This window comes from Acinetobacter sp. (genome assembly GCF_039596015.1).
Taxonomy (GTDB): domain Bacteria; phylum Pseudomonadota; class Gammaproteobacteria; order Pseudomonadales; family Moraxellaceae; genus Acinetobacter.
In genome coordinates this window covers 67,765-93,935 of record NZ_JBCNKN010000009.1, presented here as the reverse complement: position 1 = coordinate 93,935, position 26,171 = coordinate 67,765, and the positions used below count along the sequence as shown (strand labels likewise).

Below are 26,171 nucleotides of genomic sequence, written 5' to 3'. Positions count from 1 at the left end.
GATCTTTGGGCACGAGGCTATCGAGTGTCACCATCTCAATTTCTTGTTGGGTCGAGTTAGATTTCAGCATCTTTCCATTATAGAAAAAGGTTGTCCTTGTGGGAACAACCTTTGTCAGCAGTCTGAGACCGAAATTTCGGTCTTTTTTTATAGGGCTATACTTTTTAAAGCTTAGTTTTTTTCAAGCATCAAGCGGTCTAGATAAGGTCGTGCGACATGGATGATGATCAGGAAGGGCAACATGCCTGCCAGTTGCATTTTTAAATGTTTTACATCTAAAAGACCATGATAGCTAAAATAGTTATCAATCAGGCAATAGACCACAGTCAGCGCAAGCCAAACCCAGATTGACCATCTACGAATTCCGACTGCCCAAAATGCAACAGTAAGCATCACGAATGTGCCAACGGTCGATTGCCAGTTGAAATTGGCGCAGATCATACTGATCAAAAAAGCCGTAATCGGGAGGACAATTTTTAAAATACGATCAACTTTGCGCTGTGAAAGCGTTTGTTGTTCCAATGCAGCAAGCATCTCTTTTTGGTTCGGGTCGGCCATGGGCATCCAAAATGAAATAATACAAATCGTTATATTTAACAGAAAAACAGATAGAAAAGCCATGCTATCATGCAATATCTGCATTCCAATATAAAGAGATTCTTGAAGATGCAAAGCATCAGTGGCGTTATTTATTTGATTTTAATTGCATGTTTATTGCCGTATGGCTTCAGTATGATTGCCAAAATAACTGCTGGATTTAAGCTAAAAGATAATCAACAGCCACGAGAATTTCTAGCCAAAGCAACAGGTATTGCAGCACGTGCCAATGCAGTACAACAAAACAGTTTTGAAAGTTTACCTTTATTTCTTGTCGCTATTTTAATGGCAGAATATATGGTGCTGGATCAGAGTGTGATTATGACTTTTGGCTGGGCGTATATTATTTTACGTGTGGGTTACGGAATCTGTTACCTTGCCAATTGGGCGACATTGCGTTCGATTATTTGGCTGCTGTCGATGTGCTGTCCTGTTTTATTATTAATTTTGGTAAGTCGATTGTACTAATCCAAAAGAGTGCACTTAAAAATCTGGTGTTTGAAATTAACCGATTTTGCACTAAATAAATACAGTGAAAAGATATTTCTTGGCGGAACATTAAAATTTAACTGTGTAATCGGTATAATCCTTCTCCATCCATCAGTTTGAATCGTATTTGTGTTTCAAACATTTCAACTGGCTGACTTTAAAAGAGTACTATCATGAGTTATAGCAATATCCCAGCGGGTAAAGATGCACCGAATGACCTTTATGTTGTGATTGAAATTCCAGCAAATGCAGATCCAATCAAATATGAAGTAGATAAAGATTCAGACGCATTGTTTGTTGACCGTTTCATGGCAACTGCAATGTTTTATCCAGCAAACTATGGTTATGTTCCAAACACATTGTCTGAAGATGGTGACCCATTAGACGTATTGGTTGTTACTCCATATCCAGTTGCGCCTGGTTCAGTGATTCGTTGCCGTCCAGTGGGTAAATTGAACATGGAAGATGATGGTGGTATTGATGCAAAATTGGTTGCTGTACCGCACGAAAAATTAACACCGCTTTATAAAGATGTTAAAGAATATACAGATCTTCCTGCATTGTTGATCAACCAAATTGAACATTTCTTTGCACATTATAAAGACCTAGAGCCAGGCAAATGGGTGAAAATCTCAGGCTGGGAAGGTGCTGACGTTGCAAAAGCTGAAGTGTTGAAAGCCATTGAAGCTGCTAAAAAATAAGAAAAATTTAGATTTTTCTGTCTAAATAAAAAACCTACACTCGAAAGTGTAGGTTTTTTTTAATTCTCATTTATCCGTGTGGATTAAAAGAGTTTAACTGGAATATCTAGGAAAATACGCCATTCGTTTGTGCTAGGCATGTAGTAGTCTGATGAATACGCATGATCAGTACGGTAAATTGAGTTACGTACACGCAAGTTCACACCTTTTGCAAACCCTGATTGAACGGTATATTTCAATTGGTTAAAGAATTCACGTTCTTTGGCATTGTTGTCTGTAACAGTATTGATATCCCAACCATAGACATAAGCTGATGTCCAGCTTAGACCCGGAATACCGTAAGTTGCAAAGTCTAGGTTATATTGAACTTGTGCAGATTTTTCGCCACGACCGTTAAAGTCTGAAAGATACGAGTTTGGCAAGTAAATACTTTGGAAACCATCAGCGTTTTCGCCATAAGCATAGCCAGTGTTGCCTGTACTTTGTTGGTAAGCCAGCATTACACTGTGCGCGCCTTGGTTATAAGTGGTTGAAAATGCCCAAATATTGTTTGAACGTTTAGATAAATCAACATCTGGTTTTGATGAAGAAGTTGCTGCATCTCTATCCCATTTTGTATGATAACCACTAAGGTCATAAGTCAAAGAGCTTTTATCGCTGAGTGGGAGTTTGTAATTTAAATCGGCATAATGACGTTGTAATTTATCTTTGCTGTCTAAACCGTAGTAAGAGGCATTGAACTGGTCATTAAATTTATATTTTGCACCCCAAACATAGGCACGTTTTAAATGGTTTTGATCGGTCGCAATTTGGTCAGACATTTGGTCTTTGGTAAATTCACCCGCAATCACTTCCAGATTTTTAATTTCATGGCTGGTCAGTAAAGTTCCTGTAAAATATTCAGGAACCATACGTGCTGTATTACTAGCAAGTACAGGAATATCAAGAACTTGAGTACCATAAACTAAAGTCGTGTTAGATACACGTGCTTTAACATAGCCACCACCACGAGTCCATTGATCATATGGGTTGCCATTTGAATCTCTAGGAACCATTTGGTTGCCAGAGTGTTTGTTATCACCTAATTTGAATGAGAAATCACCGACAACACCAGCACCGAAACCAACTGTACCTTGGGTAAAGCCAGAATCAAGATTCACAATTGCAGATTGAACGCTAGAGCGGGTATCTACACCAGGAGCAACATTTTTTTTATCACGGTCGATAAAACCTGTACGGAATAAAATTGAACCGTTCGCATCCTCAACAAAACCTTTCGATTCGCTCTGTTCGCTGGCAAAGGCTGGAGAAACAAGCAACGTTTGAATAAAAAGAACTAATGGTAGCTTTGGTACGTTTAGCATTGGCTGCCCCTGATGAGATAAATAAAAATATTTTGTTGCAGAATAACGGGTAATAAGTAACAAAATGTACATGTAATCTAATATAGAAATATTGCTTTGATCAAACATTTTTAGTAAAAAAAATTGCAATTATTCTTCTAAAGATTTTTAATTTAAATTAAGTATATGATTTTTTAATTTATTTATAGGTGAGATGGAGCTGATTTTTCATAGGGCTGATTGTGAAGTAATGGTTTGGTTTGGCACAGAAATTGCTTAATATTAGTAAACCTGAAATATGTTTTAAACAAATATAAATCACCTGTAGGGGATGTCACATGAAAAAAATATTCGCAGCAGCAATCGTTATATCAACGTTTTCAACAGCTACATTTGCTGAAGAAAATGGGTTGGCACAGTATGGTTTAACGTTGAGTGGTAATGTCGCGTTAACCACGGATTACCGTTGGCGTGGACAAACTCAGACAGAAAATGATCCAGCAATTCAAGGATCTTTTACTTTAGCGCATAAATCAGGTTTGTATTTTTCAGCATTTGCTTCAAATGTGAACTTTGGAACAGCGCATTTAGAGTTAGATCCATCGATTGGTTTTACGACGCCGTTGACTCTAGGGGCGATTAAACCAACCTTGGATGTTGGTGTGGTTTATTATAATTATCCAAGTGCAAGTGATTATAGTTGGCCTGAACTTTACGGAAAATTAACCTTTGCTGATGCGTTTGTAAAAGGTGATAGCCTTGTACCAAGTATTGCCTATACCAATAAATACGGTGGTGATGCAGGAAAAATTGATGGTAAAAAAGTCGATAACTGGAACTTTAACCTTGCTTATAGTGTGCCTTTTGCTGACACAGGCTTTGGTGGTGTTGCAAGTGTGGGTTATAGCAAAGCAGATAAAAAGATTTACGGACTTAACTCAGATGGTAATCCGAAAGATGACAACTTCGTGGACTGGAAAGCAGGCGTGACCTATAACTTTAAAGCCGTTTCTGGTTTAACTGCAGAGTTAGATGCTGTGGGTAGTAATATTGATGGTTTCAGTGGTGCTGCAAATCGTGGGGTTGATACTGGTGCAGTCTTTACTTTAACAAAAGCATTTTAAACTTGTGTAACTTGATAAAAATAAAAGAAAGCCGCTGCAAATCAGCGGCTTTCTACATTTGACTTTCTTAGGTCTGAAAAGGACTTCGATAAGACAGGGCTTCAGAAAGGTGTTCCGACTGAATTTGCTGACTTTGAGCAAGGTCTGCAATGGTTCGTGCAACACGTAAAACCCGATGATAACCACGCGCAGATAGATTCAACCGTTGTTGAGCTAATGCCATAATAGTTTTGGTTTCTGGCGAAAGAACTGCGAACTTTTCCAGTTGTGTCGCAGATAAGGCATGGTTGGGCATGCCCTGACGTTGGATTTGCTGTTGATATGCCTGAATCACGCGTTGACGGACAGAAGCCGAATTTTCAGGGACAATCTCACTTTGCAAATCTTGGTTTGAAAGAGGCGGCACATCAATATGTAAGTCAATGCGGTCAAGTAGCGGGCCAGAAATACGGTTCTGGTAACGCTTAATGGCTTCGGCTGAACACTGACAACGATGATCCTGATTAAACGCATAACCACACGGGCAAGGGTTCATGGCTGCAACAAGCTGAAACTGAGCTGGAAACGTGATTTGCCGTGCTGCTCTGGAAATAATAATTTCTTTACTTTCTAGAGGTTGGCGTAAAACTTCTAGTACCTTGCGGTCAAACTCGGGAAGTTCATCCAAAAATAAAACACCATAATGCGCCAGTGTAATTTCCCCTGGTTTTGGTGATGAACCACTGTCATTTCCAAAGAACTATGCGACAATATGATCTAGGCTCAATGACTTAGAGCACCTTTTACAAAGAACTATGCGACAAATTTTATAAAGAACTATGCAACGGAACCCAGAATGAACAATCAATCATGCGACACCGTTAACATCGTACCAGCTCGAAGAAAAATTGGTAATACACGCATTAGTGTATCTGGTTTATACCCTTTTAAAAAAGATTCCGCAGTGGCCTTTGAATCAACACTGGAACGAGATTTCCTTATTCGATTAGAGGTTGACCCTAATGTTCTTGCTGTTGAATCCCAGCCCTTTACCATTGAGTATTTTGATAATGGACAGAAACGAGTTTACACCCCAGATTATCTCGTAACTTATAAGCATGATGATTTTCTTCCATTTATTGCACCCAAACTGGTCGAAGTAAAACCTACAGATGAATTGCAACTTAATTTACATCTATGGAAAGCTAGATATCGTGCTGCCATGAGGGTATGCAAAGAAGAGGGTTGGAAATTTCATATTGCACATGAGGGGCGTATTCGGGACCAGTTATGGTCGAATGCCATGTTTTTACAAAAGTACCGAAAGATGGAGTTTCCCTCTGCTGATTCAAAGCACTTACTGGATTATGTGAGAGATCGAGAAGCAGTAACTTTTGAGACTCTATTAGCCAGACATTTTCTTGGCAAATGGGATAGAGCAAATGGAATTAGTCAAATCTGGTATTTAGTTGCTCATGGTTATCTAGTTTGCGATTTAAGTGCACCTTTACAGCCATCTACTGAACTCTGGGTAAGTGGGAGTTTGTCATGAATGATAGACGTGTGAATATCAAAATAGCTGCTGGGGAGCCTGTTCAGATAAAAGGGATTCCTCATACGATTATTGAAGTCATTGACCTGAAATCAGTTTTTGTTGAAAACAATAATACAGGTAGGAAAAATATTGCGGCTATCAGTGAATTAAGGCCGTCAATAGCTGTGGAACAGCATGAAGATTTAGAGCTCATCGCTGATAAAGACTGGATTGAGGCTGAAAGACGTTTCAACATCATCCGTCCTTTCATTGAGGGAGGTGTGAGTGGTCGTAAGGAAGTAGAGTTGCGGGCTCAGGAACATGATATAAATCCAGCCACCATATATAGATGGTTAAAAATTTATAAGGCATATGGAACTATTGATGGATTGCGACCAAGAAAAGAGGGATTGCCCCAAGGCAAAAAGATAATTAATAAGCATGCTGAAGCAATCATTGAAAAAGTCATTAAGGATTTATACCTGACTAATCAAAGAATCAGTATTCAAAAAGTTGTACTTGAAGTGAAACGCTTATGTCATGAATACCATATTTTGGATGTGCCTCATGCCAATACAGTAAGAAACCGTATTGCTGCAATTAGCCAAAGGGAGGCTCTTCGTAAGAGGGGGCATAAGGAAAAAGCCGATAACAAATTTACACCTGCCGCAGGGAAATTCCCTCATGCTGATTATCCACTTGCAGTCGTACAGATTGACCATACACCCGTTGATCTTATTCTGGTGGATGATTTTAACAGGCGTCCTATTGGACGACCTTTTCTTACATTGGCAATTGATGTCTATTCGAGGGTAGTTGTAGGTTATTACTTATCATTGGATGCTCCCTCTGTTATGTCGATTGCAATGAGTGTTTCTCAAGCAGTACTGCCTAAAGAGAAATGGCTAGCTTCGCGCAAGATACAAGCTGAATGGCCTGTCTGGGGAATTATGAACACTATTCATGTCGATAATGGACCTGAGTTTCACTCAGAAACTTTTAGAAATGCTTGTATGGCCCATGACATTCGTCTGGAATACAGACCAGTTAAAAAACCACGTTTTGGTGGCCACATTGAACGTTTGATGGGAACATTTGCAACCGATATTCATGCAGTTCCAGGAACAACTTTTTCAAATATTTTTGAAAGAAAAGGCTACAACTCAGATACAGAAGCAGTTTTCACATTCTCCGAATTTGAGGACTGGTTGATTGATTTTATTTGTAATGTTTACCATAAAAGAAAGCACTCCGCTTTAGGTACTTCTCCACTACATGCTTTTGAGTTGGGTATTTTTGGCGATAAAAACACGTTAGGTTCTGGAGCTGCCAGATTGCCTGCAAATGATCATAATTTCTTTCTTGATTTTCTACCAAGTTTTGAAAGGACGATTCAAACAACAGGTGTAACAATCGATGGCCTTGCTTATTATGCTAATGTGCTAAGAGGTTGGATTAATGCCGTAGATCCTGATAATCAAAAAGAAAAACGTAAATTTATCTTTAGGCGTGATCCAAGAAATATTAGTGAGATATGGTTCTTTGATCCTGAAATCAAAAATTATTTTAAGGTTCCTTTAGCTGATCAAAGTATTCCACCATTTAGTATTTGGGAACACAAAAAGATTCGGGAACTAAAAAAGGAAACTGGCGAATATCTAAAGGATCATGAACTTGGACAGGCTCTAGCTAAACTTCGGGAACGTGTTCAGGAAGCAAGCACTAAAACTCGACGGGCTCGCAGATCACATCAGCGCAGTACCCAACACCTACAGAGTGTTAACCCTGCGTCAATTCAGGGCAAAAAACCTCAACAAAAGAGTACGATTTTGGAGCAACAGCTTGAAAGCGTATATGGTTTATTGCCTCTCGATGAGCTGGAAAATGATGAGGATATTTCATGAGTAACTATTCACATGTTTTTCAAGAGTTTCGCCCTATTGTGGAACAGTCTAATGAGGACAGACTCTACTTCCTGGAAGAGGACCGATGGATTGGGTATCCAGCAGCCAATGACTTACTAGACCAATTGAAAGGATTCCTGACCCTGCCGAAGCGGAGCCGTATGCCCAACTTACTGGTATTGAGTAAGCCAAATAATGGTAAGACTTCAATTATTAATCAGTTCTTTAAGCTGTATGGGGAGGGTTATGTCAATGCAGAAAATAATGCAGTAAAACCTGTAATTGTTGTGCAGGCACCTGTTTCACCTGATGAAAAAGCTTTGTATATGGCTATTCTTGATAAGTTCTGGGTTCCCTTTCGAGAAAGAGACCCTGTTGCGAAGCTACGTTACCAAGTGGTTCATTGCCTTAAACTTTACGAGGTAAAACTCCTCATTATCGACGAAATGAATTCTTTATTATGTGGCAGCCCGATTAAGCAAAGAACAGTAATGAATGCAATTAAGTATTTGTGTAATGAAACACAGATACCCATTGTTGGGTTTGGTACAGAAGAAGCGATTAGTGTCCTGCGTACTGATCCACAGCATGTAAGCCGTTTTCGTGTGGTTAATTTGCCCTTATGGAAACTAGATAAGGACTTTCAGGCCATGGTAAATAAGTTTGAAAAAGTTCTTCCACTCAAACAGGCTTCCAAACTGGCTGAGCCAGCAACAGTAAAATATCTACATGATATTACCGATGGAAATTTAGGTAATCTGCGAACAATTTTACGGGAAGCTGCAAAGAAAGCTATTGTTTCTGGTCAGGAGTTTATCGACCGTAGCTTACTAGAAAGTGTGAAATAAGCCATGTGGAGGATTAGGTATGATAGGTACAACAGAAGTCCATTCATGGTTTATCCCCACGACTTTACAGAAAGATGAGGCATTGTCTTCATGGTTGATACGTGCTGCACTCGATAGTGGTTGTGACCCATTAAGTCTAACTGGGGTACTCTGGCCTAAATGGCGAATTTGGTCAGTAGATGTAGATCGAGGTTTAAGCTCAGAGCATTTACGGGCCTTGGTCAATACAACAAAAATTGATGAAAGCCAATTTGATTCAGCTACGCTTAGCAATTTCTTATTTAAATATAACTTGGATAATCGAACCCTTGATTCATGGTATCTGGTATTAGGTACAAGAAACCGCAAGCATCGAGGTGGCTGGCAATATTGTCCTAAGTGTTTGTCTGAGGATGATGTTGCCTATTTCCGTTTGCCTTGGCGCTTTGCTTGGCATACAGGCTGTATGAAACATAATCAGCGTTTACATGATCAATGTCCGCATTGTCATAATGCCATTCAACCTAGGCGTCTTGAAGCCCCTGATCAGGTTATGACTTGCTGTTCAATATGTAAAAAAAGCTTATTGGAGGTTAATGAACGTTTTATGGATTGTCATGCCTTAGCATTCCAAAAAATCTTTGATCAATTCTTGGAACAAGGCCGTGCAACCTATCAGGATAATTTGATTTCGCTAAATGATTGGTTAACGGTGATTAAGTTATTTTCACAATTTATTAGAAAAGTTCTAGCTAGTTCATCAACTGGAAAAGGATGGGCTTTTCTTGAACAACTCAAGATTCAGGTACCCCATTCTGAGCTTATCTCGAATGGATTGGTTATTAGCCAATTTCAAGTTATCGAGCGGGAACGGCTATTTTCCTGTATTTTTCAATTACTCATCATTCCCCTAGAAATATTTATTGAAACAGCACAATCTTTAAATATGAACAGATCTTCATTTTGGGATAAGAGAAACCAGTTGCCAGCCATATTAAGACCTATTGAAGAACAGTTAGGTTCGGTTTATCGGAACTACCCTCCAAAGAGAGCATTGGTTGATACCCTGAAACCTAAAAGTAAGGAGGCTGTAATACGAAAGTTTTTGAGATTAAAAAGAAAATTAGGATAATCTTTAGAGGGAAACTCCATGCCTCAGTGTGATGAGTGTGGTGATGCGGTTGAAAAGATACATCGATGCTATAAACAGCGAAATTATTGCCATAAATGCTATGTAAGAGTTTTTAAAAAACAGGATTGCCCATCATGTGGTAAAAGCTCAAGATTGCACAAAACTGATCAATTGGCTGTTTGCCAAAAATGTGAAACTAACCGTCCCTGTATTCGATGTCAACGTATTGATTACCCTGTAGGCAAAATAACGGAACAAGGACCTGTTTGTAATAGCTGCTCAGTTTATTTTAAAGAGTTTCAAGCTTGTGAGCGATGTGGTGTGGCATCACAACGTTTGTCTCGTATCAGCCGTTTTGAGGATAATTTAAGAGTTTGCCCAAAGTGTGCAACCCGTGATTACCAGACATGCCAAAGTTGTAGAAGATATAGGTTGGTTGAACAGGATGTTTTGTCAGGAAAGATGCTGTGTAAGAAATGTTTAAGCTGTCCACCATTTCAATGTCTAACCTGTCAGCAACAGATTCCTGCTGGATATGGGAAATACTGTGAATCATGTTCGTGGCGAAGAATATTGGGCAATAGGATTAAGGAACTGGTTCAAACGCTAGTGAATCCTAATCTTAAAGGTTACTTTAAAGATTATATGAATTGGCTTGATCATGAGATCGGACCACATAAGGCTGCATTGCTAATTGTTAAACACATTCAGTTTTTTGAAAAAACTAATGATCTTTGGGGGGATCAGATTCCAGATTATGGTTCTCTAATACACAGATTAAGAACAAGCGGTCTACGCAAATATGAGCTCCCAATGCGTTGGTTGGTTGCAGTCCATCATCTACAAATAGATACACAGTCTAAAGGTTATTGTTCTGAATATGACCAATTGAGGAAACTGGCGAACTCATGCTCTAATTCACCACTTTCAGACCAGATTCTTCAAAATTATTATCAGTTTTTAAAAAGTAAAATATATTTAGGGAAAACCAGTATACGTTCTGCCCGTTTAGCCATGAAACCTGCTTCTGCTTTAATGTTGCTAGTTAGCCAATCGCGTTTAGATTTACCAACTATGTGGCATATAAAATATTACTTATTTAATTCTCCTGGGCAAGCTTCCGCTGCGGTTGGCTTTCTTAATTTTTTAAACAAGAATTATGGTACAAACCTTGATACTTCATGGGTATTAGATAAAAAAATGACTAAAAAGAGTAATATGAAGAAACTGGAAAAACAATTATTAGCTATCATGAAAGTTCCAGAGGAAAATTTTGATGAACTAGAGTGGATAAAGTTAGGATTGATGTATTTCCACAATTTAGATAAATCTATTTTTAATCATATGGATAGTGTTAATTTTAGTGTGCTTAATGATGGCTTTGAAGTGAAGTTTGGCGATCAGTATTATTGGATACCTAATTTATTGTGTAACGGGATTAGGTAACGTTAATGTAACTTGATAAAATTAAATCTGAATTTTAAGTTTCCAGAAGTATTTATCAGGTTAATTAGGACATTAATTTAGCTAAAAAGAATCTATTAATTAATCATAAAAGATTCTACTCAAAAATTGCTGTGATCATATGAGATGCTGTGATTGAAAATTTACCAACATAAGTTCTATTTTTATGATGGATATCATTGAGGTCAAGGGTTAGGGCTATCTTAAACCTTTTTGTTTTCAGATCTAACCATATGATTCTTGCGGCATTGAAATCAAAATAGTAATTCACCTCTGGATATAGGGCTTTAAACAGACTCTCCTTTGCAGAAAAAACGAAAGAAAATATATGAGATGGATCGAGGCCGGTGCTGGCCATGAATTCATATTCTCCTGGATTTAACACATTTTCCATAAGATCAATTGGGACAGTAGGCTGTAAATATTCGATATCTACTCCTATTCGTTTAACAATGGGGCTTACAGCGCAAATCACAGAGTTATTAGAGTGACTTATTGAGCCTTTTATATTTAAAGGCCAATGGGGACTTCCATCTGCACTAATATCTACTTTCAAATTGCTATATCCCATTTCACGCAAAATAAAACTTGAGAGCACCCGTCCAGCTAAAAACTCAGCTTTTCTTTTTTTTACAGCTTTATATATTTTTGTAAATAATTCGGTGCCTAAAAGCTCTAATGCTAGATAATCTGAATAAAAATTGGGATCAAATTCACAGTGCATAATGGTTAGATTCTTACTTTCATCCAAAAAATAAACTTTTTTGAATTTTATGAAATTTGAAAGAACTCCATTGAATACGTCTAAATTTTGGATACTTTTTATCATATTTACGCGACTCTCAACTTTTTAAGTCATTGAAGAATTTATCATTTCTGTCTATTTAATCATAGAAGAACTTTATCCAGTTGTTATTACTCAACCACTCAGAACCCGTGGCTTTGCACCAGCTGTTAGTGATGCTGAAATCATTACTATGCAAATTGTCGGTGAATATCTGGCTCTAGATACCGATAAAAGTATATGGATGTATTTTAAAAACAATTGGTTAGAATGGTTTCCAAAGCTAGGATCTTATCCCAATTTCTGTAAACATTGTGCAAATCTGTGGCAGGTAAATCAAGAAATTATGTCACAGCTCATTCAGCATTATGGTTCAGATAATATTCACTTTATTGATGGTTTCCCAATTCCTGTGTGTCGTTATGCGAGGGCCAAGAGACATAAAAACTTTAAAGGGGATGCGGGTTTTAGTTATTGTGCTGCAAAACAAGAAAAATATTATGGTTTCAAAGGGCATATCGTTATTAATCTTTCCGGAATGATTACAGGTTATACCTATACACCCGCTCATTGTGATGAACGAGATGTAGCACCTGAAATCACACAGAATATTTATGGTTTACTTGGAGGTGATAAGGGGTATTTAAGGCCACAGTTAAAACAATATTATGAGTATGGAGGTATTGATTTACAAACACCCTTTAGAAAAAACATGAGAGATTCCAGACCTAAAGAGGCGATGCGAATACTCATGAAGGCTCGAAGAAAGATTGAAACAGTGATTAGTCAATTAACAGATCGCTTTCACATCCAAAAGGTAAGAGCAAAAGACCTATGGCATTTAACACATCGTATAACTCGTAAAATTCTGTCGCATACGATGTGTATTGTGATAAATAAAAAATTAGGTCATTCGCCGATTCAGCTCGAAAACCTTATTTTAAGTTGAGAGTGGCGTATATTTAAAACTTTATATACGTTTTGCAAAGTTTTTTAAATTATTGGCAGAATTAGTTATGTTTTATCAAACCAAACAACTTCAGAATTCCATACGCTCGATAAAATATGTCTATACACATGGAATTGAAGAACCTGAACACAATCATCAGGTAATCCAATTGCTACACATAATTAAGGGCGTTATCCGTGTATACGCAAATGGACGTTGTTGGGTTATCCCTCCATCTAGAGGATTGTTAATTCCAGCTGGTGTTACGCATAGTCTGATAGCTATTGGCAATGTTGATGTTCGTACAATTTTTATTGATCCAATTGCCCGTGCCGACTTAACGAATGATCTTGGCATTTTCCAAGTAAATCCCTTGTTGAGAGAGTTGATTAATACGGCAGCTGAGTTTGATGATCAGATCAACCCAGGATCAAGAGAAGAACGAATTAGCGAACTTATACTTGATGAATTGCGCTTACTTCAATTTACAGACTTCAATGTACCTATACCGACTTCACCAGAACTTAAGAACTTTTGTGAAAGGATCTCAGAAAGTTATGCGCGTCCGTGGGAGTTAGCTGATGTAGCAAATGTATTGAATGTTTCCGTTCGAACAATTAACCGTAAATTTCATGCTGAAACCGGTATGAGTTTTGGTGAATGGTTACGGTGCTCACGATTGCTAAAAAGTATGGAGCTTATGGCAAGTGGTTATTCCGTAACAAATGCGGCTTTAGAGGTAGGCTACGATAGCCAAAGCTCTTTCAGTATTACCTTTAAAAATCGAGTAGGTATGTCACCAAGTTCATTCGTGAGTTATCCAAATGAATTCGAAATGAAAACAATTTGATCATTTCGAAATGGCGGTAGAATTTGTCAGTATCTCTAACCGCCATACCATTACACCGATCTATCTAATAGGCTGCTGTTTTCTAAACAGCTTATGACCGAACTGAATAATTGCTATACCACCTACAGTAATGAATGCACCAATCCAATTACTAATCGAAACGTGTTCTCCTAAAATCGCGATGCTTCCGAGCATTGCAAAAAAAGGCATCAATAAACTGTATGGTGAAATCTTATCAACGCTAAATTTTGTTAATAATTTATACCAAAGAATGAATGCAACTACGCCACCCAGTACTGCAGTATAAAGAAGTGCGCCCCATGCTTCTAAAGATGCATTTTGCACTGATGCTAACTGCCCTTGTTCAGTCATAAATGAGATTGCAAGTAGTGAAGGGAATGCAATCAATGATACGCCGGCATTTAGACCTACTGGATCGAATGGACCTAACTTACGTACAAAGATATTCCCAACAGAGAACATAAATGCAGATGCGGCAATTAAGAATAGACCACCAATACTAGAATTTTCTTGAGGTAGGCCGATGATGAGGGCAACACCAATCAAACTAACAGTCATACCCACCAGCCCTTGTTTGCTCATTCTCTCATTAAGAACGATTGCACCAAGCATAAGCGTAAATATGGCATTTGTTTGATAAACAATCATGCCAGCTGTAACACTGACAAACTTAAAGCCGATATAGAGTAAAGCAAAATGTGCAACGCCTTGTGCTAAACCAATTGGTAAAGCTTTCTTAAAATCACCTTTTAAGCGATTAAGGAACGGTATGAGCAAAATGAACATTATCAAGAAGCGTAACGAGACCATAAAGATAGGCGGAAACTCACCTATCCCGAATTTCAACATTACTGCTTGAATGCCCCAAATAAAGGGGACACCTAAGGCAGCTAGATACCAGAAGGTACTCATCGGTTATCCTTTATTAATTGGTAGAGTTTTCATACTCGATGCATATGTTTTTGATGTTCTCAAGTGCATCTTCTGCAAAATCGGTTAAAAATTTTTCTAGCTCTTCCTGTAGTCCGAGCTTTGGCTCTCCGGCCATTTCCCATACAACTTTACTTTCATTACTCGAGATCACTTCAACTCTCAAAAACTCCCACAAGTTTCGAATGTTTAATGATGTATTGATGATGTTGAAATGCATTTTCATTTCTTTTTCATCACGATATGAGAGCTGATCCACGACAAAATCACCAGAATCAAACGTTTTAACACGTACTTGGCCAATACCTTCTCCAATCATCTGACATTTACCAAGGCCATCAGTGAAGCGGTCAAAAGCAGAAAAATTACCGACCACAGCCCAAACTTCTGCAGCAGGGGCCATAATTGTACGTTCCATATGCAAAGTTTTTGTAAATGGAACTGAAGGGTAAAAATAACGCTGCGAATTGTTGTTTTCCATTGTTCACTCCAAAAAGTGGGCTATTAAACCCACTTGTTAGTAAAGGTGTTAAGCCGCTTTTTGTTTTTCGACAATTTGTTTGGCATTGTTGAGTGCACCAGCGGCAAACCCAGCCAAGAATGCTTCAAAATCAGCCTGTGGAGTTTCTTTATTCCATGGTGCTGCAGCAATATCCCAAATGGCTTGACTGGTATTTTCATCAATTTGAACCACGCGCATTGATGACCATAGGTTGCCGATATCCATGCTTGTATAGATTAAGGTCCAGTCCATAAGCATTTTTTCGTCATCACGGTTGTTCAGCTGCTCAAGTACAACATTCCCATCAGCAAAAAACTTATGGCGAACTGAGCGAACTCCATCGCCTGACATTTCAATGCGATTTAATCCATCAACAAATTTATCAAAGCCTGTGAAGTCACCTACAATTTTCCAAACATCTTTAGGAGCAGCTTTTATAGTCACGGCCGTACTAACTGTTTTTGTTGTAGGAAGTTGGATTAATGTTCCGCGTTGTTCTGAATAACTCATGTAATTCTCCATAGAATTGTGTTGTTGTGAAACTTGGGTTTTTTTATCTTCAGGTATTTCAATAAAGCCACTTGAAATGAGGTAGCCTAGATTCGCATCTAGTAACTGGTGATTTTTTTCTGGGTAATCCATTCCTGAAAGTCTTAAGCGGTTTTGTGTTTTTTCGAATTCGATTTTTGAAATGTCGCCAATATCTTCGTTTGTCTCATCCAAATAGAACGACACAACTTGGTATAACGCATTTGATTCATCAAGATTCAGTAACATCTCGCGCCAGTCTTTATCATTAATGAATTCAATAGATACACCGTGATGATTCAATCTTCTGACATATTCTTTCCATGTAAGGGGCATCGGATTATGGAAGTGCAATACTGGTGTGTGTTTTGTATGGTCTAAAGAAGATTCAACTAACCCTTTGGCAATAAAATCAACAGGGCATAGGTCAAATTGAAGATCCCAATCAGGGGCGATGCCTAGCTGGGCAGAACCTTTTAGTAATAACAAAATTCGGTTTTGATCGGGGAAGCAATGGCCTGTATTTGAGTGACCGGTAATATTCCCTGGGCGAATAAGTGTAACAGGCAGCCCACGTTCATATGCTTGCCAAACTAATTGTTCTGAAGCCCACTTTGTTAAGTTATATCCGTTGTTAACGAAAGCTGGCAATTCAGCTGCTGGGCCATCTTCAACAATGTATCCATCTTCAGTTAAATTACTTGCGGCACTAAGAGTTGAAATAAATACCAACTGTTTTTGCTGTTCTATTGAAGCAAGTTTGATTAAATCAACTGTCGATCTAACGTTGGAGTTATACAAGTAGTCGTAGTCATAGATATGGTTAACTTGAGCGCCATTGTGGTAAATCACATCAATGTTTTTCGCAAGAAAGGCGTAATCATTTTCGCTTAAGCCTAAACTTGGTTCGGCAAGATCTCCGCAAACAGTCTTAATTCGTGGATTGCCTGTTAGGTCATTTACACCATACTTTTGGAAGTTATCGTTAAGCTTTTGCAAAGCTGCTTCAGGTGATGATGCTCGAACATGACAATAAATAGTCGCTTCAGTAAGCTGAATTAATTGCTCAAGGATATGCATACCTAAAAATCCGGTTGCTCCTGTTAGAAGAACCGAACGTGGATTAAATGCATGAGCGTTTTTAATCTCTAAAGGTTGAATCTCTTGATCCAGAACTATATCTGAATAAATACGATCCGAAATCTGTGCACCTTTCGACAATTCATTCGAAGTAAGTAAATTACTCAAAGCTTCGATCGTTGGGTTTTCCATGAATCGCGCTAAAGTAAAGCTGCCTTTGAAGCTTTTTTTAACAGTAAGGAGCATTTTGGAAACAAGTAAAGAATGTCCGCCCAAATCAAAAAAGGAAGATTTAAGAGTAACTTCTGTCAAATCTAGATCTAAGGCATTGGCCCAAATATGGCGCAATTCAGTTTGAAGATCAGTCCATTCCTCTTCTACTTCAACTGTAAAGCTTGTTTTAATCTCAGCTAAGGCCTTCCGATCTATTTTGCCATTAATAGTGAAGGGGAATTCTTCTACTTCGACTATGACCGAAGGCAGCATATAATTTGGAAGAATGTTGACTAATTTGTCACGTAGATCTTCTGTAGTGACACCATTAGCTGGGTCTTTAACAAAGGCTTTAATTTGTTTTTTACTGTCCGCGATAACAACACATCCAGCATAAAAACCGGTTGCTAAGATAGCATTTTCAATTTCACCAATTTCTACACGGAAGCCGCGAATTTTCAATTGATTGTCCTGACGTCCAACAAAATTCAACTCACCATTAGCATCCCAATAGCAAATATCACCAGTCCGGTACATGGTTTTAAATAAGCTAAACCCTTTTAATTTTACAAAGCGCTCTTGTGTTTGTACTTCATCATTTACATAACCGGGACCAACACCTTTACCAGCGATATACAACTCGCCATGTTCAAGAGTTTGGCATGCTTTCCCATGCTCATTAATCAAATAAATTTGAGTATTCTCAATAGGCTTACCAATTATTTTATTATTGCTGTTTAGACTGAATTTTTTGAATGTTGCCAGTACAGTACATTCTGTAGGACCATAAATATTAATCAGGCTTGTATGTTGGGACCAATAATTAATAGCAGTGTTATCGCAAACATCACCACCAGTAATAATGTATTTCATTGATGGCCATTCATACTGCGGTAATGCAGAAAGCATGGCTGGAGGAATAAAGCAGTGAGATACGCTTTCCTTACGAATTAGCTCGTTTAGTTGATCGAAATCATGGCGTTGTTCATTTGAAGGAACAATCAGCTTTGCGCCAGCAATAAGCGTTGGAAAGATATCTAATAAAGATGCATCAAATGAAACTGTTGTAAATTGAAGGCATCTAGATGTTGGATCAACTTGAGCTTCATTAATGTACCAATTGCAGAAGTGTGCAATGTTATTGTGAGTTAACTTTACCCCTTTAGGCATTCCAGTAGAACCTGAGGTAAAAATCATGACAGCATTTGTGTCAGATACTTCAGGTGTTTCTATTGCTAAAATATTACTAGGCTGTATTTCAAGAATATCTACAGAAACCGATTTTACAGCTGTTTCAAATTGCAATGAGCCAATAAGTAAATCAGGTAATGCACCGGATAGAATATTGTGCATCCGTTCTTCTGGATATTCTGGGTCAATGGGCACATAGCAAGCATTTAACTTAAGTGTTGCCAGGATCGCAGCATAAAGTTCAATTGATTTTGGCAATGCAAGTGCAATGATTGATTGCTGAGGTTTTGCTTCAAGTTGAGCTGTAATATTCGTTGCATATTGCGTTACTTTTACTTCCAATTCAGCATAAGTGATCGATTGATTACCGTATTTAATGGCTGTATTCGTTGGATATAACGCTGTTGTCTGCTCAAAAGCTTTATACAGATTCTTAGTATACAAACGATCTGATTTGCTCTCATTTGAATGATGCCAATAACTCAATGCATCTAGATCAATTTCGTCCACGTTGGCCAATTCAAAGCCTGAAGGTAATGATTTATCGGTGATTTCATTCGATAAATGAACCAGCGTATCCGATACAACACCTTCAAAAGCGACTAACAACTTTTTGTTAACATCGGCACCATTCAAAAAATCTTGATCAGGAATTTTTGAACTAGCTATCAAGACAGTATTTTTCTCAGAAAACTGTAAAGCAGAAATGGTATATGCCTTTTCATCATCTGAATAATTGATACTGAGAAAAATTGAGTCAGCTGCGTCAGAGCCAGCATACTTTGGATCATACCGTTTAAATTGATAGTCAAAATTGGACGGACTTGATGCAATATTTTCAAGAACTACATCATGACCTAATTCATAAATGTGAGACTCAATTTCACTCGAAAAAGGGCAGCTTTGATCTAATTTTATAGTTAGTAATTTCATTTGTTATACCACCTTAAAAATATTGTCCCAGAAGATTTCGAGTAGGAGCGTGATCAGCGATGCCAGATGAAACCAGGAATCTTCGAATGTTCACGATCATTGGGTGCTGGCCTGTGATTGGATAGCCGTCTACCGTACTTTCAATGAGCTTCTTTTTTACAATTGGTGGAAGAGACAATTCATTAATTAGTGCTGTATCGAATTCTTTCTGAATATCATTAGTTAAGTACTCTTCAAGAAAAGTAGGAATTACTGAGCCAATTGCTAAACGTGATTCTTCACTAATAGATGACCAATAAATTTTGCAGATTTCTGTCCAAAACTTTGCATGACGTCCTTCGTCAGCTAAGTGATCAGACATAATGCCTTTAATGGACCGTTTGATCGTTGCATCCCTAGAGAATGCAGCAACATCATTCGTTACTGTGTTTTCGGAAATAGCTACAGCGATCAGCTCCATACCTGATTTATGAAAAGTATCATCAAGGAGTGCAATTGCTCGTGGGATAGCTCGGCTCAACTCAATTTCGTTGAATTCTCTGAATGGATCTATTCCAGTTTGCTGTTGTAATTGATTCTGAAAATCCATTGCTACAAATGCATGATAATCTTCATCGATTACTACAGACATCGCATCATGTTTAACCGAAAACGGAAAGTCGAAAGGGAAGCGGCCCTTAGCAATATCTGAAGCTGTTTTATTAACAATTTCAGTTTCAAAAATAATGATGTCTTTTATGTATTTATAAAGGCTTTGAAGCAAGATCGTGTCTTGAACATTTTTTCCTAATTTTTCAATAATTGGATCAAAGCAAAGGGGCTGGCGTTCTTTTGGGTAGTAACAAAGCTCATCATCTTCAATGATTCGTCTTGGACGAGTACGAATAGTAGCTTTCTGTTCCCATGAGTCGGCGTGAGTCTGATAGTTCATTATTGTATTTTCTCTATTAAATTATATTCTTCAAATTAGTAGTAATGAATTTCAAGTAAGATGCAGCCACTTTCACTGCAGAAAGGTCCATGGTTGGTTCCAGCTGGCCGTAAAAAGTATGCGCCGGTTGTATATTTTTGCTTGTTAAGCAAGCTATCTTTGTCTAATAAAATTTGGTCACCAGAAACCAGATAAACTTCTTCGTGGTAATCATGGATAAATACTGTTTTTGTGCCAGCTCCAGCATTGAACCGAACAAAACGCGTTCTCACTCCCGTTTTTGTGTCTGTGTTTAAAGTATCTTTAATAACTATCTGCTCAATCCCTGCGTCAAAACCTGGCGGTGATTCCCAATTTTGATTAGGTATGTGTAGGACTTTTTCCATTACTTCTGTTACTCCTGATATAAAAAAACTCGCCTTATGAGCGAGTTTTTGTTTGTTTAATTTTTCATTGAATTGTTAACCGCGTTTAACGTTGCTTGTAGCAATGTATTTAATGAGTCAGCATCAATTGAAACACCGTGATAACTACGTTGAGATCGCGTTTCAATCTCTACATATGTCACTGCACGACTATTTGTGTTGCCGCCAAGTGTATGTTCAGAGTAGTCCTTAATATTTACATCAATACCAAATGAATTCTTAACTGCATCCATTAAAGCAATAAGTACACCGCTGCCTTTACCTGAGAATTCAACTAAGTTTCCATTGTGGTTGAACTTGCCATGGATATGCTGTTCTTTGTTGACCGATTCACTCTTGTATTCGACAAGGAATAGATCTGGATTTGGGACAATTCCATATGAATCACGGAATAACTGCCAAATATCACTTAGGCCCATTTCGCAGCCAGAGAAGTTCGTATAAGCCTTTACTTTTTCACTGAAATCTATCTGAAGATTGCGAGGTAATTTCAAACCATGGTTTTGTTCAATGAGCCATGTAGCACCACTCTTACCAGATTGGCTGTTAACGCGAATAACTTCTTCGTATGTGCAACCTAGATCATTTGGATCAATTGGAAGGTAGGGGATATTCCAGAATTTTTCGCCAGATTCAAAACGATGTGCAAACCCTTTTTTAATTGCGTCCTGGTGAGAGCCAGAAAAAGCAGTAAACACAAGTTCCCCGGCATATGGGTGGCGTGGATGGACAGGCAAGTCATTGCAGTATTCGGCAATTTTTACAGTCTTCTTGATGTCATTAAACTGCAAAGTAGGGTCAACACCTTGACTATATAAGTTCAAAGCCAAAGTTAAGATATCTACATTACCTGTACGTTCACCGTTACCAAATAAACAACCTTCGACCCGTTGTGCACCAGCCAAAATACCAAGTTCAGCTGTCGCAACACCAGTACCACGGTCATTATGTGGATGGATGCTGATAGTCACATGATCAAGATTGCTGAATTGGCGAATGAATAGTTCAATTTGATCAGCAAACACATTAGGCGTATTAACCTCAACAGTTGTAGGCAAGTTCAAGATTAATGGCCGTTCAGCTGTCGGTTGCCATAAGTCTTTAACAGCTTCACAAATCTCTAATCCAAATTCTAACTCTGTAAAACAAAAGGTTTCAGGGGAATATTCTAAACACCAGTGGGTACCAGGATTTGAGTTACACAATTCTTTTACTAAACCAACAGCATCCAATGCCAATTGAATCGTTTGTTCTTTAGTATTTCCGAACACAATCTCGCGGAATACGGGTGCGGTAGCGTTATAAACGTGAACAATCGCTTGCTTTGAGCCTTTTAAAGATTCAAAGGTTTTCTTAATTAACTCTGGTCGAGCCTGAGTCATAACTTGAATCCAGACATCATCAGGAATTAGCTTTTGATCAATTAATTTACGAACAAAATCGAATTCAGTATCAGAAGATGCTGGAAATGCAACTTCAATTTCTTTAAAACCACATTGAACAAGATGATTGAAATACATGAGCTTACGATCATGATCCATTGGATTAACGAGTGCTTGATTACCATCACGCAAATCTGTAGAGCACCAGCGCGGAGCTGATTTCAGCTGATTGTTCGGCCAAACGCGATTTGTATTTGACACAACATTTGCTGGTTTATATTTGGTTGATGGATTGGTAATCATGGGAAGCACCCTTAACAAAGTTCATCTTCATTGTAGGATGCTGATAAAAACTTGCTTATTCAGGCTGGACGTCCTCGTATCCGAAAGTGCCAATTTAATAAAAAATGCTTTTTATGTTAGAGCTATGAAAATAAAGTGTAATAGTCCAGTGACCCCTATGACTATGTTTTAACAGGGGCTGGTTTTCAGCGCTGAGAAAGTAATTCTTCGATCTAAGTCTCTCTTTGTGTTGGAAACCCTTTGAACATATCACTTACATAGGCATACAGATCTAGCCTATTCAAATTTGCATACTGGATTAATGCCGTTATATTGGCAATCATTAGCAACAGTGCAGCGAGCTAGTAAACAACATGGTTGCATGTTCGATGTCTAGGATCAGGGTGCATCTGATTTTCGATCCAATTATTGCAAATAGGTAGATTGCCACCGTCTAACAAGCGGAGCTTGCTAGTTTAGATCCAGATATTGCAAAAAAACTACCAATATCGATGTTACATATTATAGATTGGCTTGAGCGATTAATTGTTGAATCTCAAATGGATTAGTAAATATTTATTGATATTAATCTGATTGCAATTGTAAGAACCATTGTTAGCAATGGTTCAAGGAATGTGTGTTTTAGGAAACTCAGGGCAATCATAAGAAAGTTCTTTATTGATTATTGAAACAGCAATAGGATTACTTGAAAGAAGCAAAGTATTCGAGCAAACGAATTTTAATAGCTTACAGGTTCGTTGATCGTCCATAATTATGCTCAGGCTTTTGAGCCATAATAATCATAATTTTTTCCTTCTTTTTCTTAAGTTATTTTAATATTGGTAATCCCAATTTTTCTTAGAGCATTCAATAAAGTTGATTCACCCTCTGACAAACCAGCAGATTTTGAGTGTCTAAAAACAAATAACTGGGTAACCATATTGGAGCCCAAGATGGTTGTTGTATAAGAGCCTTCTGATAAAGGCAGACTTTCCATGAGATCAGAAATATACTGTTCAAATTGTTCTAGGGTTCTTGACCTAAATATTACTCCAGCATGTCCACGTTCCTTTAGGACGCTTTCTCCATCTACAGTTGAAACATAAGTCGCTGGTTGTATATCGAAAATATAAACTGGTAGGGAATTTACAAGAGATAATCGAATGACCAATGCCCCACGGGGGCGTGTCTTGGATGAGTCAGCATAACACCAGTTTATATGAGCTTGTTCTTCTGAGTCTGTAATAAAGGCCATGAGAGTTGGTTTATCATTGTAATTAAACTCTTCTTCAAAAGTGTAGTAGTGTACTGTATTGATAATACTAGGATTTAATCTACATGCTTTTAAGCAAGCCTTCCAAAGGCCTATAATTCTTCCATGATCTGGAGCTTCAAACTCCGTTGCTTTATCTTGATCAGTAGTCGGTTTGATCTGGGAATTAAGCACTTCTGTAGAGCTATCAGGTTCTCCTGTACCAATTATATTTATTTCTTTTATATTTTTCTTTCTCTGTGGTTGGGTGATGATTCTTTCATACTTCGTTTTACTTTTTTCCCCGATAGGGCCTTCACCCAACCATGTAAATTCATGACCTAAAATAACCGACTGTGATAATGGTTTGCGCCCCCCTTGATCTTCAGATACGTTAATCTGACCAGGACCTAGTTGCAACTGAGGAGGGTTAGGGGTGTTTAAATCTACGCTTTTCTTAAAGCGGCGAATTACTTTTGGAACACGTCTGATGAGTGTTTGATCAGGTAATTCTATTCCAAGAATAGTCAAGGCTAAAAAGGCATTGGTGTTAGGGAGACAGAAACCTGAAACCCTAATTTTTCTCGTTTCCTCATGCCATGGCATTACTTTAGGGTATATATGGTTTCTTTGAGTAAAATCATCATGTTTTGCAATACTGCTAAATAAGATCCTTACGGCATCCTGGGTATATTCGCTGTATTTATAGTAGGCAATAAATACATGATCATCTGATGTGAGGCTATCACCAATAAGGATCGTCCAGGTATTTTCTTCTTCTGGATGAGGTGTGTAGAGCCGTTCATGTCTTTCGGCCTCATCATATGTTGTCAGAATTCTAGGAAGTTCTGTAGAGAGACCATATCCTCTTACCAGAAACTCAAAACAAGGTACGAGAAGCTCCTTATATTCCTGATCCTTTAAAGAAAAAGAAATACAATTCTCACGTTGGCCTGGGTTAATATAAAATTTATTCCTATCTGAGAAGAAATGATCTATTTTCCCTGTCTTTTCGTCTCGCTTATATGTTTGAACATAGGTATGTTTAAAATCCGTATGGTCAATATCAAACTCCCGTATTTCTAAGGGAAGATAATCAACCAATCGTTCATGATGCCAGACTGTGCCAATGGGCCAAGACACCAAATCTGTTATATTGGCATCAATAAAAATAAAATTATCTGTGGCTGTGTAATCTTCCAGAAGTTCCCTAAAAGCAACATGAACTTTAGGTTGGGTATTTCTACGTTCAGCTTTTGCTAACGCCCCATACCACCACACCATTAAGAACTTTTCAGCATTGGATTCAAGAACTTTGAATGCGGGTGATTTTTTTTTATCTGAAGAGTTATCAGTATTTTCTTCATTAGAATGATTGTTCATGATCAACCTATCTATTGGTAATATTATCGACTAGTCAATTCTTCTTATAAGTTCAGTTCGGCTGTAGGGATATATTGTCCATCTACCCAATCGTAAAGCTGGATATCGCAAACACCATTCAAGCGATGTCCCAAGACCATTGCAAAAACTGAGGGTGCTTTAATAAAGAGGTGTAATTTAGATAACTTATTTTCGGATTTAAATGAAACTACAGCAGATTTTGCCTCTCTGACAGCAAGATTTAGAGTTTCCATATTATCAATGGCATGAGAGCTTTCTAAATTCAATCTAGGCAAGTTCTTTACTTCATTAATCGTAGAGTCAATGTCGTTACCTATAGCTGTAGGAAATCCGATAGTGACTATGGCTTCAGTTTCACCCTGTCGTTCAACAGCGTCGATTTTAGTAAAAAATTGTCCCTCTTTTTGCTTATGGTCATCAGTGCGATATGCGAGGCCATTATGTTCTATTTCAAGTAGGAAATTACGTGTGGCACTAAAAACATAGCCAAGCATACATGCGGTGGACATTCTTTGTTTGCCATCTATAAGGAGGGTTCTACGGTCACCACTGCTATGAATGAAATCCCCAATCGATACTGCTTTTTTGATTAGGTTGTTCCAGTCGCTGGAGTTTTTTTGAGCACGATCAGGACCATTGAAATCACTAATATCTAAGTTTAAGTCTTGATACTGACTGGATGATGCTGAAAGATTAATTTTAATAGGATCTAATAGCCACTGGCTTCTATCTTCTTCAAGAGCATGGCAAATAAAATTTTCAAAGTCTTTGCGATATATTGGACCAAAAGAAGAACGAGAAATCAGGTTTTTAAACTGATCTCTTAACTGTTTGGCTTTACGTGTAGTGAGTTCAATATTGGATAATTTCTCTTCAATTTCGCCTATAAATACAGAGTCACTATCTTCAGCATTGAAAGACAGGAAATCAACATGATCAAGTGCGAACTCAGCAAGTGAGGTTTCGAATCCCTTATCGCTACACCACTGAATAATATCCTGACGACTTTTTTGTAAAATTACAGAATCTGCACTGTATGAAGAACCAACACCTCTAATTCTCTCAATTTGGGCAAGAAATGGGTGAAGTGTAGAGGTATAGAGTGGGCATACTAAACCAAAGCGAGTATATTCACCTGATGGAATATCAAAAGCCTCCTTGAAGCGCTTAATTTCTTTCCAAAAATCTGTAGAAGTCAGCGGATGATTTTTGGCTTCATACATGACACGCTGTAACTCGTTTTCTGAAGAGAAGTAGCAAACCTCGACATCACCTATTGATTCACTCACAATGTGGCTAAAAGCACTTTCAGATAGCCAGAGAGGCAAGTTCTTTAATACAAAAGCATCCTGATACTCAAACCCTACTCGTGCAATTGCACCACCAGTTGATTGTTTTTCTAACAGACTTGCACTCATTA

Annotated in this window: 21 protein-coding genes and 1 pseudogene; 10 read left to right on the top strand and 12 right to left on the bottom strand. The window is 38.0% G+C overall.

What is annotated here, in order from left to right; genetic code table 11:
- Positions 1–171 precede the first annotated feature (171 nt).
- Positions 172–558, bottom strand: a complete 387-nt coding sequence (locus tag ABDV70_RS10210; protein ID WP_343597509.1) for a hypothetical protein — start codon at positions 556–558, stop codon at positions 172–174.
- Between the two features lie 108 nt (positions 559–666).
- Between ABDV70_RS10210 and ABDV70_RS10205 the strand changes: the two genes are divergently transcribed.
- Both ABDV70_RS10205 and ppa read left to right on the top strand, forming a co-directional pair.
- Entirely contained in the window at positions 667–1,065 is a 399-nt protein-coding gene (locus ABDV70_RS10205) for an MAPEG family protein (protein WP_343597507.1), read from the top strand.
- 194 nt (positions 1,066–1,259) lie between these two features.
- On the top strand, positions 1,260–1,787 hold the full coding sequence (gene ppa / locus ABDV70_RS10200) for an inorganic diphosphatase (RefSeq protein WP_343597506.1): 528 nt from the start codon (positions 1,260–1,262) through the stop codon (positions 1,785–1,787).
- 83 nt (positions 1,788–1,870) lie between these two features.
- Here ppa and ABDV70_RS10195 read toward each other — a convergent pair whose 3' ends face one another.
- A complete protein-coding gene (locus ABDV70_RS10195; RefSeq protein ID WP_343597504.1) occupies positions 1,871–3,151 on the bottom strand; it encodes an OprD family outer membrane porin in 1,281 nt (426 codons plus the stop codon).
- Positions 3,152–3,468: 317 nt separating this feature from the next.
- Here ABDV70_RS10195 and ABDV70_RS10190 point away from each other — a divergent pair, with 317 nt between their 5' ends.
- The gene (locus ABDV70_RS10190; protein WP_343597502.1) at positions 3,469–4,254 is read left to right on the top strand and encodes a TorF family putative porin; all 786 of its coding nucleotides are present in this window, start codon (positions 3,469–3,471) and stop codon (positions 4,252–4,254) included.
- A 67-nt stretch (positions 4,255–4,321) separates the two neighbouring features.
- Here ABDV70_RS10190 and ABDV70_RS10185 read toward each other — a convergent pair.
- A pseudogene (locus tag ABDV70_RS10185) lies at positions 4,322–4,975 on the bottom strand (ATP-binding protein); the annotation flags it as partial.
- 114 nt (positions 4,976–5,089) lie between these two features.
- On the opposite strand from ABDV70_RS10185, the gene ABDV70_RS10180 reads away from it, so the two are divergent.
- The 5 genes from ABDV70_RS10180 to ABDV70_RS10160 are packed head-to-tail and all read left to right on the top strand — an operon-like array spanning position 5,090 to position 11,076.
- The gene (locus ABDV70_RS10180) at positions 5,090–5,785 is read left to right on the top strand and encodes a TnsA endonuclease N-terminal domain-containing protein (RefSeq protein WP_109703641.1); all 696 of its coding nucleotides are present in this window, start codon (positions 5,090–5,092) and stop codon (positions 5,783–5,785) included.
- Positions 5,782–7,671, top strand: a complete 1,890-nt coding sequence (locus ABDV70_RS10175; protein ID WP_343597499.1) for a Mu transposase C-terminal domain-containing protein — start codon at positions 5,782–5,784, stop codon at positions 7,669–7,671. The genes ABDV70_RS10180 and ABDV70_RS10175 overlap by 4 nt, the downstream gene beginning before the upstream one ends.
- Complete coding sequence (locus tag ABDV70_RS10170; RefSeq protein ID WP_004787350.1) at positions 7,668–8,519, top strand: TniB family NTP-binding protein; 852 nt, start codon at positions 7,668–7,670, stop codon at positions 8,517–8,519. Before ABDV70_RS10175 ends, ABDV70_RS10170 begins: the two co-directional genes overlap by 4 nt.
- A gap of 19 nt (positions 8,520–8,538) precedes the next feature.
- Positions 8,539–9,630 (top strand): TniQ family protein, encoded by a 1,092-nt coding sequence (locus ABDV70_RS10165; RefSeq protein ID WP_343597497.1) that lies wholly within the window; start codon positions 8,539–8,541, stop codon positions 9,628–9,630.
- 18 nt (positions 9,631–9,648) lie between these two features.
- Positions 9,649–11,076 (top strand): hypothetical protein, encoded by a 1,428-nt coding sequence (locus ABDV70_RS10160; RefSeq protein WP_343597496.1) that lies wholly within the window; start codon positions 9,649–9,651, stop codon positions 11,074–11,076.
- A 115-nt stretch (positions 11,077–11,191) separates the two neighbouring features.
- Here ABDV70_RS10160 and ABDV70_RS10155 read toward each other — a convergent pair whose 3' ends face one another.
- On the bottom strand, positions 11,192–11,923 hold the full coding sequence (locus ABDV70_RS10155; protein WP_343597494.1) for a 4'-phosphopantetheinyl transferase superfamily protein: 732 nt from the start codon (positions 11,921–11,923) through the stop codon (positions 11,192–11,194).
- 28 nt (positions 11,924–11,951) lie between these two features.
- Here ABDV70_RS10155 and ABDV70_RS10150 point away from each other — a divergent pair, with 28 nt between their 5' ends.
- Together ABDV70_RS10150 and ABDV70_RS10145 are read left to right on the top strand one after the other, a co-directional pair.
- Positions 11,952–12,827, top strand: coding sequence for an IS982 family transposase (locus ABDV70_RS10150; protein WP_343597515.1), 876 nt, complete (start codon positions 11,952–11,954; stop codon positions 12,825–12,827).
- Between the two features lie 67 nt (positions 12,828–12,894).
- A complete protein-coding gene (locus ABDV70_RS10145) occupies positions 12,895–13,677 on the top strand; it encodes a helix-turn-helix transcriptional regulator (protein WP_343597493.1) in 783 nt (260 codons plus the stop codon).
- Between the two features lie 60 nt (positions 13,678–13,737).
- Here the strand turns inward: ABDV70_RS10145 and ABDV70_RS10140 are convergent, their stop codons facing one another.
- The 8 genes from ABDV70_RS10140 to ABDV70_RS10105 all read right to left on the bottom strand — a co-directional run bounded on the left by ABDV70_RS10140 (position 13,738) and on the right by ABDV70_RS10105 (position 26,169).
- Positions 13,738–14,610, bottom strand: a complete 873-nt coding sequence (locus tag ABDV70_RS10140; RefSeq protein WP_004787342.1) for an EamA family transporter — start codon at positions 14,608–14,610, stop codon at positions 13,738–13,740.
- A 13-nt stretch (positions 14,611–14,623) separates the two neighbouring features.
- Positions 14,624–15,109, bottom strand: a complete 486-nt coding sequence (locus ABDV70_RS10135; RefSeq protein ID WP_131261690.1) for an SRPBCC family protein — start codon at positions 15,107–15,109, stop codon at positions 14,624–14,626.
- 48 nt (positions 15,110–15,157) lie between these two features.
- Complete coding sequence (locus ABDV70_RS10130; RefSeq protein WP_343597489.1) at positions 15,158–19,075, bottom strand: amino acid adenylation domain-containing protein; 3,918 nt, start codon at positions 19,073–19,075, stop codon at positions 15,158–15,160.
- Between the two features lie 13 nt (positions 19,076–19,088).
- Positions 19,089–20,006: a diiron oxygenase gene (locus ABDV70_RS10125; RefSeq protein WP_004787335.1), complete on the bottom strand. Its 918-nt coding sequence runs from the start codon at positions 20,004–20,006 to the stop codon at positions 19,089–19,091.
- Between the two features lie 35 nt (positions 20,007–20,041).
- Positions 20,042–20,392: a cupin gene (locus ABDV70_RS10120; protein WP_343597485.1), complete on the bottom strand. Its 351-nt coding sequence runs from the start codon at positions 20,390–20,392 to the stop codon at positions 20,042–20,044.
- A gap of 56 nt (positions 20,393–20,448) precedes the next feature.
- Positions 20,449–22,116, bottom strand: coding sequence for a 2-isopropylmalate synthase (gene leuA, locus ABDV70_RS10115; RefSeq protein WP_343597483.1), 1,668 nt, complete (start codon positions 22,114–22,116; stop codon positions 20,449–20,451).
- A gap of 802 nt (positions 22,117–22,918) precedes the next feature.
- On the bottom strand, positions 22,919–24,730 hold the full coding sequence (locus tag ABDV70_RS10110; protein ID WP_343597481.1) for a hypothetical protein: 1,812 nt from the start codon (positions 24,728–24,730) through the stop codon (positions 22,919–22,921).
- Positions 24,731–24,774: 44 nt separating this feature from the next.
- The gene (locus ABDV70_RS10105; protein ID WP_343597480.1) at positions 24,775–26,169 is read right to left on the bottom strand and encodes a dsDNA nuclease domain-containing protein; all 1,395 of its coding nucleotides are present in this window, start codon (positions 26,167–26,169) and stop codon (positions 24,775–24,777) included.
- Positions 26,170–26,171 lie beyond the last annotated feature (2 nt).

Bases quoted from the DNA above. Each gene is read 5' to 3' on its own strand.
- ABDV70_RS10155 (WP_343597494.1), bottom strand. From the start codon at position 11,923: ATGATAAAAAGTATCCAAAATTTAGACGTATTCAATGGAGTTCTTTCA.
- ABDV70_RS10175 (WP_343597499.1), top strand. From the start codon at position 5,782: ATGAATGATAGACGTGTGAATATCAAAATAGCTGCTGGGGAGCCTGTT.
- ABDV70_RS10130 (WP_343597489.1), bottom strand. From the start codon at position 19,075: ATGAAATTACTAACTATAAAATTAGATCAAAGCTGCCCTTTTTCGAGT.
- ABDV70_RS10190 (WP_343597502.1), top strand. From the start codon at position 3,469: ATGAAAAAAATATTCGCAGCAGCAATCGTTATATCAACGTTTTCAACA.
- ABDV70_RS10105 (WP_343597480.1), bottom strand. From the start codon at position 26,169: ATGAGTGCAAGTCTGTTAGAAAAACAATCAACTGGTGGTGCAATTGCA.
- ABDV70_RS10160 (WP_343597496.1), top strand. From the start codon at position 9,649: ATGCCTCAGTGTGATGAGTGTGGTGATGCGGTTGAAAAGATACATCGA.
- ABDV70_RS10170 (WP_004787350.1), top strand. From the start codon at position 7,668: ATGAGTAACTATTCACATGTTTTTCAAGAGTTTCGCCCTATTGTGGAA.
- ABDV70_RS10135 (WP_131261690.1), bottom strand. From the start codon at position 15,109: ATGGAAAACAACAATTCGCAGCGTTATTTTTACCCTTCAGTTCCATTT.
- ABDV70_RS10120 (WP_343597485.1), bottom strand. From the start codon at position 20,392: ATGGAAAAAGTCCTACACATACCTAATCAAAATTGGGAATCACCGCCA.
- ppa (WP_343597506.1), top strand. From the start codon at position 1,260: ATGAGTTATAGCAATATCCCAGCGGGTAAAGATGCACCGAATGACCTT.
- ABDV70_RS10110 (WP_343597481.1), bottom strand. From the start codon at position 24,730: ATGAACAATCATTCTAATGAAGAAAATACTGATAACTCTTCAGATAAA.
- ABDV70_RS10165 (WP_343597497.1), top strand. From the start codon at position 8,539: ATGATAGGTACAACAGAAGTCCATTCATGGTTTATCCCCACGACTTTA.
- ABDV70_RS10180 (WP_109703641.1), top strand. From the start codon at position 5,090: ATGAACAATCAATCATGCGACACCGTTAACATCGTACCAGCTCGAAGA.
- ABDV70_RS10195 (WP_343597504.1), bottom strand. From the start codon at position 3,151: ATGCTAAACGTACCAAAGCTACCATTAGTTCTTTTTATTCAAACGTTG.
- ABDV70_RS10125 (WP_004787335.1), bottom strand. From the start codon at position 20,006: ATGAACTATCAGACTCACGCCGACTCATGGGAACAGAAAGCTACTATT.
- ABDV70_RS10145 (WP_343597493.1), top strand. From the start codon at position 12,895: ATGTTTTATCAAACCAAACAACTTCAGAATTCCATACGCTCGATAAAA.
- ABDV70_RS10210 (WP_343597509.1), bottom strand. From the start codon at position 558: ATGGCCGACCCGAACCAAAAAGAGATGCTTGCTGCATTGGAACAACAA.
- ABDV70_RS10205 (WP_343597507.1), top strand. From the start codon at position 667: ATGCAAAGCATCAGTGGCGTTATTTATTTGATTTTAATTGCATGTTTA.
- leuA (WP_343597483.1), bottom strand. From the start codon at position 22,116: ATGATTACCAATCCATCAACCAAATATAAACCAGCAAATGTTGTGTCA.
- ABDV70_RS10140 (WP_004787342.1), bottom strand. From the start codon at position 14,610: ATGAGTACCTTCTGGTATCTAGCTGCCTTAGGTGTCCCCTTTATTTGG.